This window comes from Pseudarthrobacter sp. TE9888, assembly GCF_056279345.1.
The window spans coordinates 976899-991096 of record NZ_JBWBRD010000002.1; the positions used below are offsets into that span (position 1 = coordinate 976899).

A 14198-nucleotide genomic window follows, 5' to 3' on the forward strand; every position below is an offset into this window, starting at 1 on the left:
GGCGCCGCCCCCAGCAGGCGGGCGCCCGGCAGCTTCTTGGCGGGGTACTAGACCCGCTGCGGGGAGCCCAGCTCCACCGGGTCCTCGTCCATCAGGTAGGCCAGCTCCGAGTGGGCCGCGAGGTCGATGCCGCGGAGTTCGTCCTCGGGCTTGATGCGCAGCCCGCCCATGGTCTTGTCCAGGATCTTCGCCAGGATCCAGGTGACACCGAAGGAGTAGGCCAGCACCGTGATGGTGGCGAGGGCCTGGACGCCCAGCAGTTCGAAGCCGCCGCCGTAGAACAGGCCGCTGACGCCGTTCGGGGCCTTGTCCGTGGCGAAGAGGCCGATCAGCAACGTGCCCAGGATGCCGCCCACCAGGTGGACGCCGACGACGTCGAGGGAATCGTCGAAGCCCAGGCGGAACTTCCATTCGATGGCCAGCGAGCAGACAGCCCCGGCGATCGCGCCGATGGCCAGTGCGCCGAGCGGGCTGACGGCGCCACAGGCGGGAGTGATGGCCACCAGCGCGGCGATGAGGCCGGAGGCGGCGCCCATGCTGGTGGCTGCGCCGTGGCGGAACCGCTCAACAAGGGCCCAGGCAAGCAGTCCGGCCGAAGCTGCCACAGCGGTGTTCAGGAACACCACCGACGCCGACTGGCCGGCAGACAGCGCGGAGCCGGCGTTGAAGCCGAACCAGCCCACCCACAGCAGGCCTGCGCCCACCAGGACCAGCGGCCGGCTGTGCGGCTTGGCGTGTTCCACCTTGGGCCAGCCGGAACTCTTGCCCAGCACCAGGGCCAGGGCCAGGGCCGCGGCGCCGGCGTTCATGTGGACTGCGGTGCCCCCGGCGAAGTCGATGGCCTTGATGCCGTTGGCGATCCAGCCGCCGACGGTGCTGCCGTCCGCCGAGTCGAACGCGAACACCCAGTGCGCGATGGGGAAGTAGACCACCGTGGCCCAGATGCCGGCGAACAGCATCCAGGCGCCAAACTTCATGCGGCCCGCGGCGGCACCGGCAACCAGTGCGGTGGTGACGCAGGCGAAGAACAGTTGGAATGCTGCGAACAGGATGACCGGGATGGACGCGGAATCGTCCTTGGCCAGCAGCTGCCCCATGCCGGGGAACTCGGTGACGTCACCGATGAGTCCCAGGCCGCCCACGGAGTTTCCGAAGGCCATCGAGTAGCCAAACAGTGCCCACAGCACGGCCACCAGGCTGGCGCCGCCGAAGCACATCATCATCATGTTCAGGATGCGGCGGGACCCCACCATGCCCCCATAAAACAGGGCCAGGGCGGGAATCATCATGCATACCAGCGCCGAGCTGGCCAAAATCCAAGCGACATTTCCCGAGTCCATGGGAAACCCCTTTCAAGATGCGAAAAGAACGGTCAGTTGCCGTCAGAGCCGTTCCGCCGAGTGGGCCGTGGGTGGAGAAACCACGGCCGGCGGAGGGCGGCTTTTGCCGTCTGATACCAATGTATGGCGGTGATTTTTGGATGGGTTTCCGGTGTGTTAAATGATCGTTTCAGCCTTTTGCACGCGAGTTTCACAGGTCCCGTTGAGCGCAGCGCGTCACGCTGGGCGCGCTTTTGGCGAGGGCACGACGGCGGCGCCCCGGGCTTCCAGGGTGCGGGGCACCTGGGTGCGCCGCAAGCGTGCCGTGCGTGACGCCGCGTCGAACAGTGCAGGCATGCACCTCCAGGACCAGGCAGTGCAGGGCTAGGCTGGAAAGCGTCCGGGCAGCCAGCCACGCCGAAGGAGCCAGCCCTTGAACAGCCAGCAATCCCCTCCTGTACCGCCGAGTGACCTACGGGTGGGGGTGGTGGGCATCGGCTGGGCCGGCCAGCAGCACCTCAAGGCCTACTCGGCACTGGACGGAGTAAGCATCGTCTCGGTCGCAGGCATGGAACAGGACCTCCGCGACTCCCTGCAGGCCGAATACGCCATCCCGGACGCCTTCGCCGGCTGGGAGGACATGCTGGAGCACGGCGGCCTGGACGCGGTCAGCGTGGCAGTGCCCACCTTCCTGCACGCCCCGATCGCCATCGCCGCCCTGGAACGGGGCCTCCACGTGTTGAGCGAGAAGCCGATCGCCCGCAACGCCGTGGAAGGCCGGGCCATGGTGGACGCCGCCCGCAAGGCCGGCCGCGTCCTGGACGTCGCCTTCAACCACCGCCGGCGCGGCGACGTCAGGGCACTCAAGGACGTCATCGACGGCGGCGGGCTGGGCCGGCCGTATTACGCGAAAGCCTCATGGCTCCGGCGCGCCGGCATCCCCACGCTGGGCAGCTGGTTCACCAACCCGGAGCTCGCCGGCGGCGGGCCCCTGGCGGACATCGGCGTCCACGTGCTCGACTTCGCCCTGTACCTCCTCGGCGAGCCCAAGGTGGTGGCGGTCTCCGCGGCCACCCATGCCGAACTGGGCCCCCAGGGCCGGGGCGGTGGCAGCCGCTTCTCCGCCCACGCCACCAGCCACGCCTTCGAAGTGGAGGACTTCGCCACGGCGTTCCTGCGGCTGGAGGGCGGCGCGACCCTGCTGGTCGAGGCGAGCTGGGCAGCCTACCGGGAAACCGATGACCAGCTGGACTTCACCGTGTACGGGACCGACGGCGGCGCCGAGCTCAGGGTGCACGGGGCGCCCTTCCCGCCGGTGGGCCGGCTGCGGGTGTTCACGGACAAGGACGGGGGTGCCGCGGACTACCTGCCCCCGGTTTTGCCGGGCCGCGCGCACGATGCTGTGGTGGAGGATTTCGTGACCGCCGTGCGGGGCGGCGTTCAGGCCTGGGCCAACCATGACGGATCCCTGGCCCTGTACCGCGCGCAGGTCATCGACGCGTGCTACCAGTCCGCACGCGAGCAGAGGGAGGTTCGGCTCTGATGGACGGCAAACTGCGGATCCGTGTGTGGAACGAAGGCGTCCACGAAGCAAACAACGAACCAGCACACATCGGGGAGATCTACCCGGACGGCATCCACGGCGCCATCGCCGCCGGCCTCCGCTCCCATCTTCCGGACGCGGAGATCACGACGGCGGTCCTGGCCACCGACGCCGACCACGGCCTCAGCGAAGAGATGCTCGCGGAGACGGACGTCCTGCTGTGGTGGGGCCACATCGCGCACGCCGAGGTGCGGGATGCAGTCGTCGAACGCGTCCACCGGCACGTGCTGGGCGGGATGGGACTGATCGTGCTGCACTCTGGACACTTCTCCAGGATCTTCACCAAACTGCTCGGCACCAGCTGCTCCCTGGCCTGGCGGAATGACGGCCGGCGCGAACTGGTGTGGACCGTCAAGCCGTCCCACCCCATCGCGGAAGGGGTGGACAGCCCCATCGTCATCCCGGAGCAGGAGATGTACGGCGAACTGTTCGACATCCCGGACCCGGACGACCTGATCTTCATCAGCTCCTTTGCCGGTGGAGAGGTGTTCCGCTCCGGCGTCACCTTCACGCGCGGAAAGGGCCGCATCTTCTACTTCAGCCCGGGCGACCAGGAGTACCCGGTGTACCACCATCCACAGGTCCAGCGGGTCCTGGCCAACGGCGTGCGGTGGGCTGCGCAGCCGGATTTGGACCGTTCCGCGCCTGCTGTGACCAACCCGGCCCGGGAGTGGTTTGACGGGGCAAAACAGCATTGACATCACCCCCGCGGCGGAGCAGATTGGGATCGTCGCGCACGAGGTTCGGCAGGTTCCGGACGGGCACACCCCTCCCTGCTGGACCACCCTCCCGGAGCGCCCGCACGCCCGGGTGAACTAAACAACCCTCCTTCCCAGGAGCCTGAAATGCCCGCAATAACGGTCAAAGACCTTGAATCAAAATCCTTCGATGAGCCGGATGAAAAGCGCCGGCCGCCCATGACACAGGTGGACGTCGTCACCCTCGGCGGCACCACCCTGGGCCGCTTCACTTTCGAACCCGGCTGGCGCTGGTCGGAAACCGTCAAGACGGTGGTCCACACGGACAGCTGCCAGGTCAGCCACCTGGGCGTCTGCGTCGCCGGAACCCTGACTATCGAACTGGTCGACGGAGGCAAGATGACCATCCATGCCGGTGACGCGTACTCCATCCCGGCAGGCCACGACGCCTGGGTGGAGGGCGGCGAAACCTACGTTTGCTATGAAGTGATGAGCGCCGCAGAGTACGCCAAGCCGGAATGACCCGGCGCCCCGCCGCCAACCACCGGGAAAGGGAGGTCTGCAAGGCCCTCCCTTTCCCGGTGCTACGGCCCTACCGTTGAGGAAACGCAACGATCGGAGAGCAATGAAAGTTACCGTCATCGGCGGCAGCGGCCACATCGGGTCGTTCCTGGTCCCGCGGCTGGTCCGGGCCGGCCATGAGGTCACCAACATCAGCCGCGGGACCAGCAGGCCGTACACGGAGGCACCCGAGTGGCAGCAGGTGCACCACGTGACCGCGGACCGGGAAGCAGAGGACCGGGACGGGACATTCCCGGACCGGGTGGCGGCCCTCAAACCGGACGTCGTGGTGGACCTGGTCTGCTTCACCCTGGAATCGGCGGCGCAGCTTGTGCAGCGGCTGCGGGGCGAGGTGGGGCACCTGCTGCATTGCGGCTCCGTCTGGCGGTACGGGCAGAGCCTGAAGCTGCCCATCAGGGAGGGATCGGATTCCGCTGCTCCGCCCTTTGGCGAATACGGCGTCCAGAAAAACAGGATTGCCCTGATGCTGCAGGAGGAAACCGCCAGCGGCGGGCTGGCCACCACGTCCCTGCACCCCGGCCACATTGTCGGGCCAGGCTGGCAGCCCGTTGGTCCGCTGGGAAACCTTGATCCCACCGTCTGGCAAACGATCTCTGCAGGCCAGCCCCTCCGGATTCCCGGCAGCGGGGCGGAGCTGATGCACCATGTGCACGCCGATGACGTGGCCCAGGCGTTCGAGAAGGCGATTGCCCGGCGGGAGGCAGCCACCGGTGAGGACTTCAACATCGTTGCCCCCACGGCGCTGACGGTCCGCGGTTATGCGGACATCGCTGCCGCCTGGTTCGGCCACGCTGCAGTGCTGGAGGCGGTGTCGTGGGACCGCTTCCGCGAGAACACCTCCCGCGAGCACGCGGATGCGAGCTGGAACCACCTTTACCGCAGCCAGTGCTTCAGCATCGAAAAAGCGGCCTCCGTGCTCGGCTACGCGCCGCGGTACGAACCGGAGCAGGCCATCTTCGAATCCATCCAGTGGCTGGTCGACCACGAAAAGCTGCATGTCGCCCGCCCGCTCGGCGTCGCGGCCGGCTGAGCCCCGAAACCCTACGGGCGCAAGCGCCGCAGCCGGGCCACCAGTGTTGCGGCGAGGAGCGCCGTCCCCAGTTCCAGGGCAACAACCAGCAGCAGGTCCGTGCTGCCGGAACCGCTTCCAGCGGACGACGGCGGCGGGCCGCCATGCGCGTGCCCGGCACCACCGGCGCCGAGCAGCAGGGCGGCATGCAGGGCAGCCATCGCCACGGCAGCGGAAGTGACCTGGTGCAGCGCGCCCACCCGGCCGTGCCGCCAGATATGGACCGTGCAGGGGACGCAGACGGCGGCGAGCGCCAGCATGAGGACGCTCAGCCACGCGCCGTGGCGCCCGGATACGGCCAGCCACACGTGGGCCGCGCAGGAGACGGCGGTAACCACGGCTACGAGCCGGGCATGCAGGACGGGCCGTTGGGCGCGGACCCGTCCTGCCGCCGTCGTACTCCCTGCCCGAGCGGGGGTGAGGCTAGTGGCAGCCACCGCTGCTGCCCTCGCTGTGGCAGGACGATTCCTGCATGTTGGGGTTGGCAGGGACGTCAAGGACCGGGCTGCGGTCGAAGAAGCCCTCCGGCCGCAGCTTGAAACCGACGGTGTCCACGGGCATGATGGGCCAGTCCTCCACCCGGGGGAAGTGGGTCAGGCCGAAGGTGTGCCAGACGACGATGTCCTGGCCGTCGATGTCCCGGTCCTGTGCGACGTAGGCCGGGAGGCCTGCTCCGCCGGCGTGCTGGTTCACGAAGTCGCCCGTGGGGTACTTCTCGTTCTCGGCGTACCGGGTGACCCACAGGTCCTTGGTGGCAAAGGCGGCGCGGCGGGCGATGGAGGAACCCGGGTCCGCCAGCAGCGTGGGTTGGTTGTGGGAGTGCAGCTTGTAGCCCACCGGCTCGCCCAGGCGGTTCCTTGACTCAGGGTTGGAGATGATCCAGGTCCGGCCGGCGCGGGCGTCGGCCTCCCGGACGCCTTCGGATTCGCGGGCCAGGACGGTGCGCCTGCGGGAGAAGGCGTTGCCGCGTTCGTTGCCCGGGCCCATGGCCTGGCGGACGACGTCCTCCTCCTCCACGCGGTTGGTGAATCCGTCGATGGCCATGTCCAGCCGGGCGCTGAAGAGGTGCTGGTGGAAGGGTGCACCCAGGCCCGGGGCGAGCTGGGAGATGTTGTCCGAGCCGCCCTCCGGGAACGCGGAGGTGAACACAATGCCGGTGGCTTTGGCCTCGAATTCAATGGTGCCGTCCAGGTAGAGGTACCAGTAGAAGCCGTAGTCGTAGTTGCCAATGGTGGTGAAGAAGGAGATCACCAGGCGGCGGTTGCGGCGGGTGTAGGTTACCCCGCTCCAGAGGTCCGAGTGCTTGGAGAGGATGCTCCAGTCCTCCTCGTGCATGCAGATGCCGTTGCGGATTTCCCGCGGGTTGCCAAACGCGTCGCTGATGACGGGGCTGAGGTAGGTGATCTCCCCCAGGCAGTCGCAGCCCAGTTCCAGCGAGTTGGCGTACTGGCCCACCAGGTATTCGCCGGTGTCGAAGTAGTTCTGCCAGGACCGGATGGGTGACGGGTCGCCGTACGGCACCACCATTTCGGCGATGGAGCCGCGGTTGATGATGGGCCGTGTCCGGCCGCCGTCCTGGAATGCGAGGTTGTGCAGGACCACGCCTTCGCGGACATCGAAGCCGACATCCACACTCCACTTTTCCCACTCCACGTGGTTGCCGCCGGTGACGGTGAAGCTGGGTCCTTCCGGCTGGGTGATGCTGATGGGCTTTTGGGTGTCGCGGATGGGTCCGGTCAGTTCGGGGTCGGTGTAGTTGCCGTGCTCGGCGGGGATGGGCATGGCGCCGAGGTCGATCACCTGGGTGACTTCCTGGCTGACCACGTCCACGTAGGCCACCAGGCCGTCTACCGGGTGCGCCCAGGCGCTGTCCTCCGGGAATTCCTGCACGAACGCCAGGCCGCGGAGGATGCGGCGGCCCTTTTCTTCGCCGTATTCGAAGACGCCGGCCGACAAAGGGGCAACCCGGACCTTTCCGACGTCGAGTCCCCTGTCCGCGAGTGCCTTCAGCCAGCGTTCGTCCGTGGCCAGGAGGGACTCCACCACTTCGAACTCCTCCTCCAGGACCGGCAGTTCGCCGGTCACCGCTGTATCGAGTTCAACTGTGGAGAGCACCTTCTGCTGCGTGGTGGAGACGACGACGTCACGCGGCGCGGCCCCGGAGGCATCGTGGATGAAGACCCGGAAACGTCGGTCCACCGCTTGCGGTCCAGCTCCCCGCTCCGGATCCAGCAGGCCCAGGTAGGCGATGCGGTGCTGCGGGTCCAGGTGGCCTTCCGACTGCAGGATGGCGCGGACGTCCAGGATTTCCTCCGCGGTTGCCAGGCGGAAGGCGCCGATGCAGTTTCGGTTGGTGCAAGAGTCATGGGAAGAGCCTTTGTCCGGGCCGTCGCCGGCCGCTGGTTTATTTTCTATAGTTGTAGAGAATAAATGTCCGTAACATGGCCCACAAGAGTCTGAGAGAAATATTTCCGGGGAGTGGCCGCGGTGCCGAAGATAGTTGACCATGACGAGCGCCGCCTGGAACTCGTGGATGCCACGTGGCGGATCATCGCCAGGCAGGGCCTTGAGAGCGCCACCATGCGCGAGATCGCCTCGGAGGCGGGCTTTGCCAACGGCGCATTGAAACCCTACTTTCCCACCAAGGACACCTTGCTGGAATTTGCCTTCAGCCACGTGTTCAACAGGACCAACCAGCGCATCGCCGGGGTCACTGCGGGCAAGGCCGGCCTGGCGGCGCTGCGGGCTTTCTGCCTCGAAGTACTCCCCCTTGACGAAGAGCGCGTGAATGAGGCAAGGATTGTGGTCCCGTTCTGGCAGAGGGCGATCAATGATCCCCAGAAGGCGGCGATCCACCAGCAGTCCATGGACGAGTGGCTGGCGGCCATCCGCCGCTTCCTGGCGGAGGCGAGGGACAGCGGCGACGTGGCCGCCGCCGTCGACGACTCCATCCTTGCCGGGCAGCTGCTGAACATGCTGCTGGGAGCCCAGATCGAGGCGGCCCTGGCGCCGGAAGGCGACACGGATTTTGGCCACGCTGCCCAGCTTGAGGGCTATCTCGCGCTCCTTGGGAAAATTCCCGGCGGGAAATGAGCGCCAAACTCGAAAGTATGCTTACTATTGGTGGGTCAGGTTCTGGCAGATGCCGGAGCGAGCACGAACTGTAAGGAGCATCTCCCATGGGTTTGGATGACAAGATCGGCAACGCTGCAGAGAAGCTCGGCGGCAAGGGCAAGGAAGCTGCCGGAAACGCCACGGGCGACGAGAGCCTGAAGGCTGAAGGCCAGACGGACCAGGCAAAGTCGGACATCAAGCAGGCCGGCGAACACGTCAAGGACGCCTTCAAGAAGGACTAGTCGGCGCTCGCATAATGGGTGCAACTCCAACCGGAGTTGCACCCATTGCGTTTAAGCGCCCGGCATGGCGTGCCCGGCCGGGACGCCTAGTGAATCAGCCCCGACACCAGGTTGATGGTGGTGGCCAGGACAATGGCGCCGAGCAGGTAGGACAGCAGCGCCTGCCGAAGGACCGTCGAGCGGATGGCATTGGTCTTTAGGTCCGTGTCGGAGACCTGGAACGTCATCCCCACGGTGAAGGCCAGGTAGGCGAAGTCCGCGTACCTGGGCTGGCTGCCTTCGTTGAAATCGACTCCGGTGCCTTCGCGGTAGTAGATCGCCGCATACCGCAGGGTGAACAGGGTGTGGACCAGGAACCACGAGAGGGCGATGCTGCCCAGCGCCATGGCAACCGTGGCATCCTTGGCGCCGCCCTGCTCGCTGGAGGCGTCAAGCAGGATCAGGGCCACCCCCGCAAAGCTGGCCATCGTGGCCCCCAGGACCAGCGCGTCCGAGAAGACCCGGCCGGGGTCCTCCCGCCTGGCGTGCGCAGCAGTGGCCGCCGGACCCAGGCGGGCGATCACGCTCCAGACCCAGATGAGGTAGGTGGCCGAGGCGGCGGCCCAGCCGAGCGCCGGGGCATACGTCCAGCTGCCGAATGTGCCTACCGCCAGTGCCGCGGCAAGGCCGACGGCCAGCATCACCACCATCCGGAGCCGGGAGTGGTGCGCGCGGGAGTTGAAGTTCCGGTAATGGTCACCAGCAGCCGTCATGGACCTCATGGCCCGATCATGGCACGGGAGTCTGGGCTGCGGCTGGAAGAACAAACTTCTTATTTTCGCCAACCGTTGAAAAAAGAATCTCGGGCCGCTAGCCTGATTGGACAGTGTCGCAGGACACAGTCCGGGGGAAACGTGAAGTGGCCATCCGTCGCGAGGAACATCCATGCAATCAGCAACTACAGCCAGCACCCCACACCAGGACTTGACCTCCAGGGTGGCCGCGTCGTTCGACCATTGGAAGCACCTGGTGGCGGAATCCTTCGTTCCCCTCACCGCCCGCACCGCCGACGTGGACGGATTCCAGGGCCGTATGCGCGCCCGGGTGCTGGACCGGATGTCCATCGTGGAGGTCACCGCCACCTCCCACGAGGTCCACCGCACCCCGGCACTGATCGCCCAGGCCCACGAACGCTACTTCAAGCTGAACCTGCAGCTGGAAGGTACCGGCCTGCTGATCCAGGACAACCGGGAAGCCGTCCTGCAGCCCGGGGACCTGGCAATCTACGACACCAACCGCCCGTACACCCTCGCCTTCGAGGACAGCACCAGGATCATGGTCTTGATGTTCCCCTGCGACGCGCTCTCCCTGCCGACCGACTACGTGGGACAGCTGGCCGCGGTGCGCATGGGCAGCGGCGGCCTGAGCGGAATCGTCGGCCAGTTCATCCGGGAACTGTCAGCGAACCTGGACGTCCTGAACGGCCCCAGCGGATCACGGCTCGCCACCAACGCCCTGGACCTGGTGTCCACCATGCTGCACGCGGAAATGGACATCACGCCTGACCGCATGAAGCCGCAGGCACTGCTGGCGGTCTCGGTCCGCGAGTACATCGAGGCCAACCTCGCCGATCCCCTGCTGTCCCCGGCAAGCATCGCCGCCGCGCATTTCATTTCCACCCGGCACCTGCACAACGTCTTCCACGAGTCGGGGACCACGGTAGCCAGCTGGATCCGGACGCAACGGCTGGAAGGTGCCCGCCGCGACCTCCGGGACCCGCTGCACGCGGGCAAGTCGGTGGGCGCGGTGGCCGCCTGCTGGGGCTTCCTGGATGCCGCGCATTTCAGCCGCACGTTCCGGGATGCCTTCGGGGTCTCGCCCAGCCAGTGGCGGCGGAGCTCCTGAAGTCACCCCCGGCTAGATCAGCCCCTGCGCCAGCATGGCATCGGCCACCTTGACGAACCCGCCGATGTTGGCGCCGAGCACGTAGTTGCCGGGTTCGCCGTACTCCTCCGCGGTGGCGGCGCAACGGTCGTGGATACCAACCATGATCTCGGTCAGCCGCTCTTCGGTGTGCTCGAATGACCACGAATCGCGGCTGGCGTTCTGCTGCATTTCCAGGGCCGAGGTTGCCACGCCGCCGGCGTTGGCGGCCTTGCCCGGCCCGAACAGGACGCCCGCCTCCTGGAACACCGCAACAGCGTCACGGGTGGAGGGCATGTTGGCGCCCTCTCCAACGGCAACCAGGCCGTTGCGCACCAGCCGGGCGGCAGCAGCGCCGTCGAGCTCGTTCTGCGTGGCGCAGGGCAGCGCCACCGTGGCGTCGACGTCCCACACCGAGCCGCCGTCCGTGTAGGTCACGCCACCCCGGCGTTCGGCGTAGTCCTTCAGGCGGCCGCGCTGCACTTCCTTCACTTCGCGGAGAAGCGCGACGTCGATGCCTGCCTCGTCCACCACGTAGCCTGACGAGTCGGAGCAGGCCACCACAGTGGCTCCAAGGCTCTGGGCCTTGGCGATCGCGTTGATGGCAACGTTGCCGGAGCCGGACACCACCACGCGCTGGCCATCAAAGGACGTTCCGCGGGTTTTGAGCATTTCCTGGGTGAAGATGACGGTACCGAAGCCGGTGGCTTCGGGTCGGACCAGGGAGCCGCCCCAGGAGATGCCCTTGCCGGTGAGCACCCCTGACTCGTAGCGGTTGGTGATGCGCTTGTACTGCCCGAAGAGGTAGCCGATCTCGCGGCCGCCCACGCCAATGTCGCCGGCCGGAACGTCCGTGTATTCGCCAATGTGGCGGTAGAGCTCGGTCATGAAGGACTGGCAGAACCGCATCACTTCTGCATCGCTGCGGCCGCGGGGGTCGAAGTCGGAGCCGCCCTTGCCGCCGCCGATGGGCATGCCGGTGAGGGCATTCTTGAAGATCTGCTCGAAGCCGAGGAACTTCACGATGCCCAGGTAGACCGACGGGTGGAATCGCAGGCCGCCCTTATACGGGCCCAGCGCGGAGTTGAACTCCACGCGGAAGCCGCGGTTGATCTGGACGCGGCCGGAGTCATCGGTCCACGGCACGCGGAAGATGATCTGGCGTTCGGGCTCGCAGAGGCGTTCCAGGATGGCGGCCTCGAGGAACTCCGGGTGCCTGTCGTGGACCGGGCCAAGGCTTTCGAAGACCTCCACCACTGCCTGGTGGAACTCCGCTTCCCCGGGATTCCGTGCGAGGACAGTGTCTTTGATGGCTTCGAGCCGTGCGTCCATGGGCTGTTCCTTACCTCTGAGCCGAAACGAGGGACAGCGCAAAAGCAACGTCGCCTCATAGGTTTACTCTTCAACTTATCGGATTACGACCGGAGACCAGTAGGCGGGGCAGTCCGAATCAACTAATCTCCGTAATGTGACACAGATATTCCACATTACGAGAGAATTTGCGCGTCCCTGCTGCACATCGGAGGCGCCCTGATGCCCTTCCTGTGCCTCCTCCTTTCCGGCGCCGCGCTGCTGGTCAACGGGCTGGCGACGCTGGGGCGGCTCCCCCGCCGCGACGCCGCCACCTTCAGCCTGGTGCTCGGCGGCACCCAACTGGTGCTCGGCGTCGTCCATGTTTCCACCGGCAACGCCGGGTCCGAGGTGCTTCCGGCGGCCGCGGGCATGTTCCTGTTCGGGCTGACGTACGTCTATGCCGGGCTGGATTCCCTGTTGGGTCTGGGCTCGCGGGGGCTCGGCTGGTTCTGCGGCATGGTGGCATGTGTCGGCCTGCTGCTGGCGGGTTTCTGGCTGGTTACTGATCCGTTGCTCGCGGTGCTGTGGGTGTGCTGGTCCGTGCTGTGGGGTTTGCTGTTCGCCTCCGAGGCCCTGGGCGCGGCGCGGCTGGAGCCGTTCACCGGCTGGGCCCTGGTCCTGGCCAGCCAGGTCACGGCAACCTTTCCGGCGTTCCTGGGCCTGGCAGGTTTGTGGCCCAGGGCGGCCGGGCCGGCGTGGCTGGCGGCAGCCTTCCTGGCCGGACTGTTTATCACGGCACGCGTGCTGGCCCGGCGCGGACCTGCCAGTCCGAGCCGGGCCAGTGAAGGGGAAGCCGTGAGCGCTAGGTAAGCGCCTGTCCCAGGGTGGCGGCGTGGTGCCGGCGCTCGATGGCGGTTTCCACCAGCACCCCTGCCACGAAGACCACGGGGACCGCGGCGAGAAGGGCGATGGCCGTTTCCGCGCTGCCGCCGATCAGGGCCGTGAAATTGCTGACCACCAGGAACAGGACCCAGGCGAGGAGCACCGTTGCCAGGACGGGAGCGATGCGCGTCTGCCACAGCTGCGCCCCTGCACGTTCGCGGCGGAAGAAGCTGACCACCGCCACCGAGCACAGCATGTAGAGCACCAGCAGTGCCGCCACGGCCAGGCCGCTGAACCAGGAGAAGAGGGTCAGGACCGGGTCCAGGGCCAGGATGGCGAAGGGAAGCACCAGCACGACGGCGGTGGCGGTCTGGATCCAGGCGGCAAAGGCAGGGGCGCGGTGCCGGTTGGTCCGGGCCAGCACGGCGGGCATGGAACCGCGCAGGGCCAGGGAGTGCAGGTAGCGGTTGATGCCGTTGTGGAAAGCGATGATGCCGGCGAGCAGCGAGGTGACCAGCAGGATGCCTGCCACCACGCCCGCCCATGGTCCGAACAGCTCCACCATGGGACCGAGCACGAAGGACGTGGCGTCGCCGGATTCGAGGGCTGCCCCGGCGGCGTCCATGACCTGGGACGGGCCGTAGTAGCTGACCAGCATCCAGGAGATGAAGGAGAAGAAGACGGAGATGACGCCCACGGACAGGTAGGTGGCCCGGGCTACCGTGCGGTGCGGGTCCTTGGCCTCGGCCGAATAGATGGCCGTGGATTCGAAACCGAACATCGAAGCCACGGCGAACATGATGGCCACGCCCGGCGCGCCGGCCCCGATGGCCTCGGGCGAGAAGGACGCGGCCACGCTGATGCCTTCCGGGCCGCCGCCGTGGAGCAGGACGGTGAAGCCGAACAGCAGCAGGATGGCCACCTCGAGGCCCACCAGCAGGGCCAGCACGCGCGCACCGAGTTCGATGTTCAGGGAGCCCAGCACCTGGACGCCGGCCATGGTGGCCAGGGCGAGCAGCCACCACGGAACCTCCAGCCCAATCGAGGCGAGCAGGCCCGAGAACGCCGCACCGTATAGCCCATACATCGCAGCCTGGACGGTGTTGTAGGCCAGGAGGGCCAGCCAGGCGGCGCCGGCGCCGGTCTTCCTGCCAAAGGCTGCGGTGACGTAGGCGTAGAAAGCGCCGTTGGCCTGGATTTTGCGGCTCATCGCTACGAATCCGACGGCGAAGATGACGATGACAATGCCCACGATCAGGTATGCGCCGGGTGCGCCGGCACCGTTGCCGAGCGCTGCGGCCAGCGGCGAAGCGCCCACGATCCCGGTGAGGGGTGCCTGCGCCGACAGGACGAAGAAGAGGATGCCCAGGACGCCGATGCTGCCGGCGCGCAGTGCCGTTGAATGCTCCTTGGCCGGAGCGTCAGTGGTCCGGGGCTCAGAATTCGAAATACTCATTTGATCCTTCTTAACGGTCATGAGTTCGGGAAAATTGC

General features: G+C 67.0%; 13 protein-coding genes and 1 pseudogene. 8 read left to right on the forward strand and 6 right to left on the reverse strand.

Annotated features, from left to right (window positions below; genetic code table 11):
* Positions 1 to 47: 47 nt before the first annotated feature.
* Positions 48 to 1340 (reverse strand): ammonium transporter, encoded by a 1293-nt coding sequence (locus tag ACZ9J7_RS05200; RefSeq protein WP_476207609.1) that lies wholly within the window; start codon positions 1338 to 1340, stop codon positions 48 to 50.
* 412 nt (positions 1341 to 1752) lie between these two features.
* On the opposite strand from ACZ9J7_RS05200, the gene ACZ9J7_RS05205 reads away from it, so the two are divergent.
* The 4 genes from ACZ9J7_RS05205 (at position 1753) to ACZ9J7_RS05220 (ending at position 5232) form a co-directional block, all read left to right on the forward strand.
* Positions 1753 to 2862 carry a Gfo/Idh/MocA family protein gene (locus ACZ9J7_RS05205; RefSeq protein ID WP_476207610.1) on the forward strand — a complete coding sequence of 370 codons (1110 nt, stop codon included), beginning with the start codon at positions 1753 to 1755 and terminating at the stop codon, positions 2860 to 2862.
* Positions 2862 to 3620, forward strand: a complete 759-nt coding sequence (locus ACZ9J7_RS05210; protein WP_476207612.1) for a ThuA domain-containing protein — start codon at positions 2862 to 2864, stop codon at positions 3618 to 3620. Before ACZ9J7_RS05205 ends, ACZ9J7_RS05210 begins: the two co-directional genes overlap by 1 nt.
* 147 nt (positions 3621 to 3767) lie before the next feature.
* Positions 3768 to 4142 carry a cupin domain-containing protein gene (locus tag ACZ9J7_RS05215; RefSeq protein WP_476207613.1) on the forward strand — a complete coding sequence of 125 codons (375 nt, stop codon included), beginning with the start codon at positions 3768 to 3770 and terminating at the stop codon, positions 4140 to 4142.
* A gap of 103 nt (positions 4143 to 4245) precedes the next feature.
* Positions 4246 to 5232: an NAD-dependent epimerase/dehydratase family protein gene (locus ACZ9J7_RS05220; protein WP_476207615.1), complete on the forward strand. Its 987-nt coding sequence runs from the start codon at positions 4246 to 4248 to the stop codon at positions 5230 to 5232.
* A gap of 11 nt (positions 5233 to 5243) precedes the next feature.
* Here ACZ9J7_RS05220 and ACZ9J7_RS05225 read toward each other — a convergent pair whose 3' ends face one another.
* Together ACZ9J7_RS05225 and ACZ9J7_RS05230 are read right to left on the reverse strand one after the other, a co-directional pair.
* Positions 5244 to 5708 carry a hypothetical protein gene (locus tag ACZ9J7_RS05225; protein ID WP_476207617.1) on the reverse strand — a complete coding sequence of 155 codons (465 nt, stop codon included), beginning with the start codon at positions 5706 to 5708 and terminating at the stop codon, positions 5244 to 5246.
* Positions 5695 to 7637, reverse strand: a pseudogene (locus ACZ9J7_RS05230) (primary-amine oxidase). The gene ACZ9J7_RS05225 and the pseudogene ACZ9J7_RS05230 overlap by 14 nt, the downstream one beginning before the upstream one ends.
* A gap of 121 nt (positions 7638 to 7758) precedes the next feature.
* Here ACZ9J7_RS05230 and ACZ9J7_RS05235 point away from each other — a divergent pair.
* Both ACZ9J7_RS05235 and ACZ9J7_RS05240 read left to right on the forward strand, forming a co-directional pair.
* Positions 7759 to 8364, forward strand: a complete 606-nt coding sequence (locus ACZ9J7_RS05235) for a TetR/AcrR family transcriptional regulator (protein ID WP_476207619.1) — start codon at positions 7759 to 7761, stop codon at positions 8362 to 8364.
* Between the two features lie 86 nt (positions 8365 to 8450).
* Positions 8451 to 8627, forward strand: coding sequence for a CsbD family protein (locus tag ACZ9J7_RS05240; RefSeq protein WP_141182627.1), 177 nt, complete (start codon positions 8451 to 8453; stop codon positions 8625 to 8627).
* A gap of 86 nt (positions 8628 to 8713) precedes the next feature.
* On the opposite strand, the gene ACZ9J7_RS05245 is transcribed toward ACZ9J7_RS05240, so the two are convergent.
* On the reverse strand, positions 8714 to 9388 hold the full coding sequence (locus tag ACZ9J7_RS05245; RefSeq protein WP_476207621.1) for a DUF1345 domain-containing protein: 675 nt from the start codon (positions 9386 to 9388) through the stop codon (positions 8714 to 8716).
* 163 nt (positions 9389 to 9551) lie between these two features.
* Here ACZ9J7_RS05245 and ACZ9J7_RS05250 point away from each other — a divergent pair, with 163 nt between their 5' ends.
* The gene (locus ACZ9J7_RS05250; RefSeq protein WP_476207623.1) at positions 9552 to 10511 is read left to right on the forward strand and encodes an AraC-like ligand-binding domain-containing protein; all 960 of its coding nucleotides are present in this window, start codon (positions 9552 to 9554) and stop codon (positions 10509 to 10511) included.
* Between the two features lie 12 nt (positions 10512 to 10523).
* Here the strand turns inward: ACZ9J7_RS05250 and gdhA are convergent, their stop codons facing one another.
* Complete coding sequence (gdhA, locus tag ACZ9J7_RS05255; RefSeq protein ID WP_476207625.1) at positions 10524 to 11861, reverse strand: NADP-specific glutamate dehydrogenase; 1338 nt, start codon at positions 11859 to 11861, stop codon at positions 10524 to 10526.
* Between the two features lie 201 nt (positions 11862 to 12062).
* Here gdhA and ACZ9J7_RS05260 point away from each other — a divergent pair, with 201 nt between their 5' ends.
* Complete coding sequence (locus ACZ9J7_RS05260; RefSeq protein WP_476207627.1) at positions 12063 to 12692, forward strand: AmiS/UreI family transporter; 630 nt, start codon at positions 12063 to 12065, stop codon at positions 12690 to 12692.
* Here the strand turns inward: ACZ9J7_RS05260 and ACZ9J7_RS05265 are convergent.
* Entirely contained in the window at positions 12685 to 14160 is a 1476-nt protein-coding gene (locus ACZ9J7_RS05265; RefSeq protein WP_476207629.1) for an APC family permease, read from the reverse strand. The two genes, ACZ9J7_RS05260 and ACZ9J7_RS05265, sit on opposite strands and share 8 nt — an antisense overlap.
* Positions 14161 to 14198 lie beyond the last annotated feature (38 nt).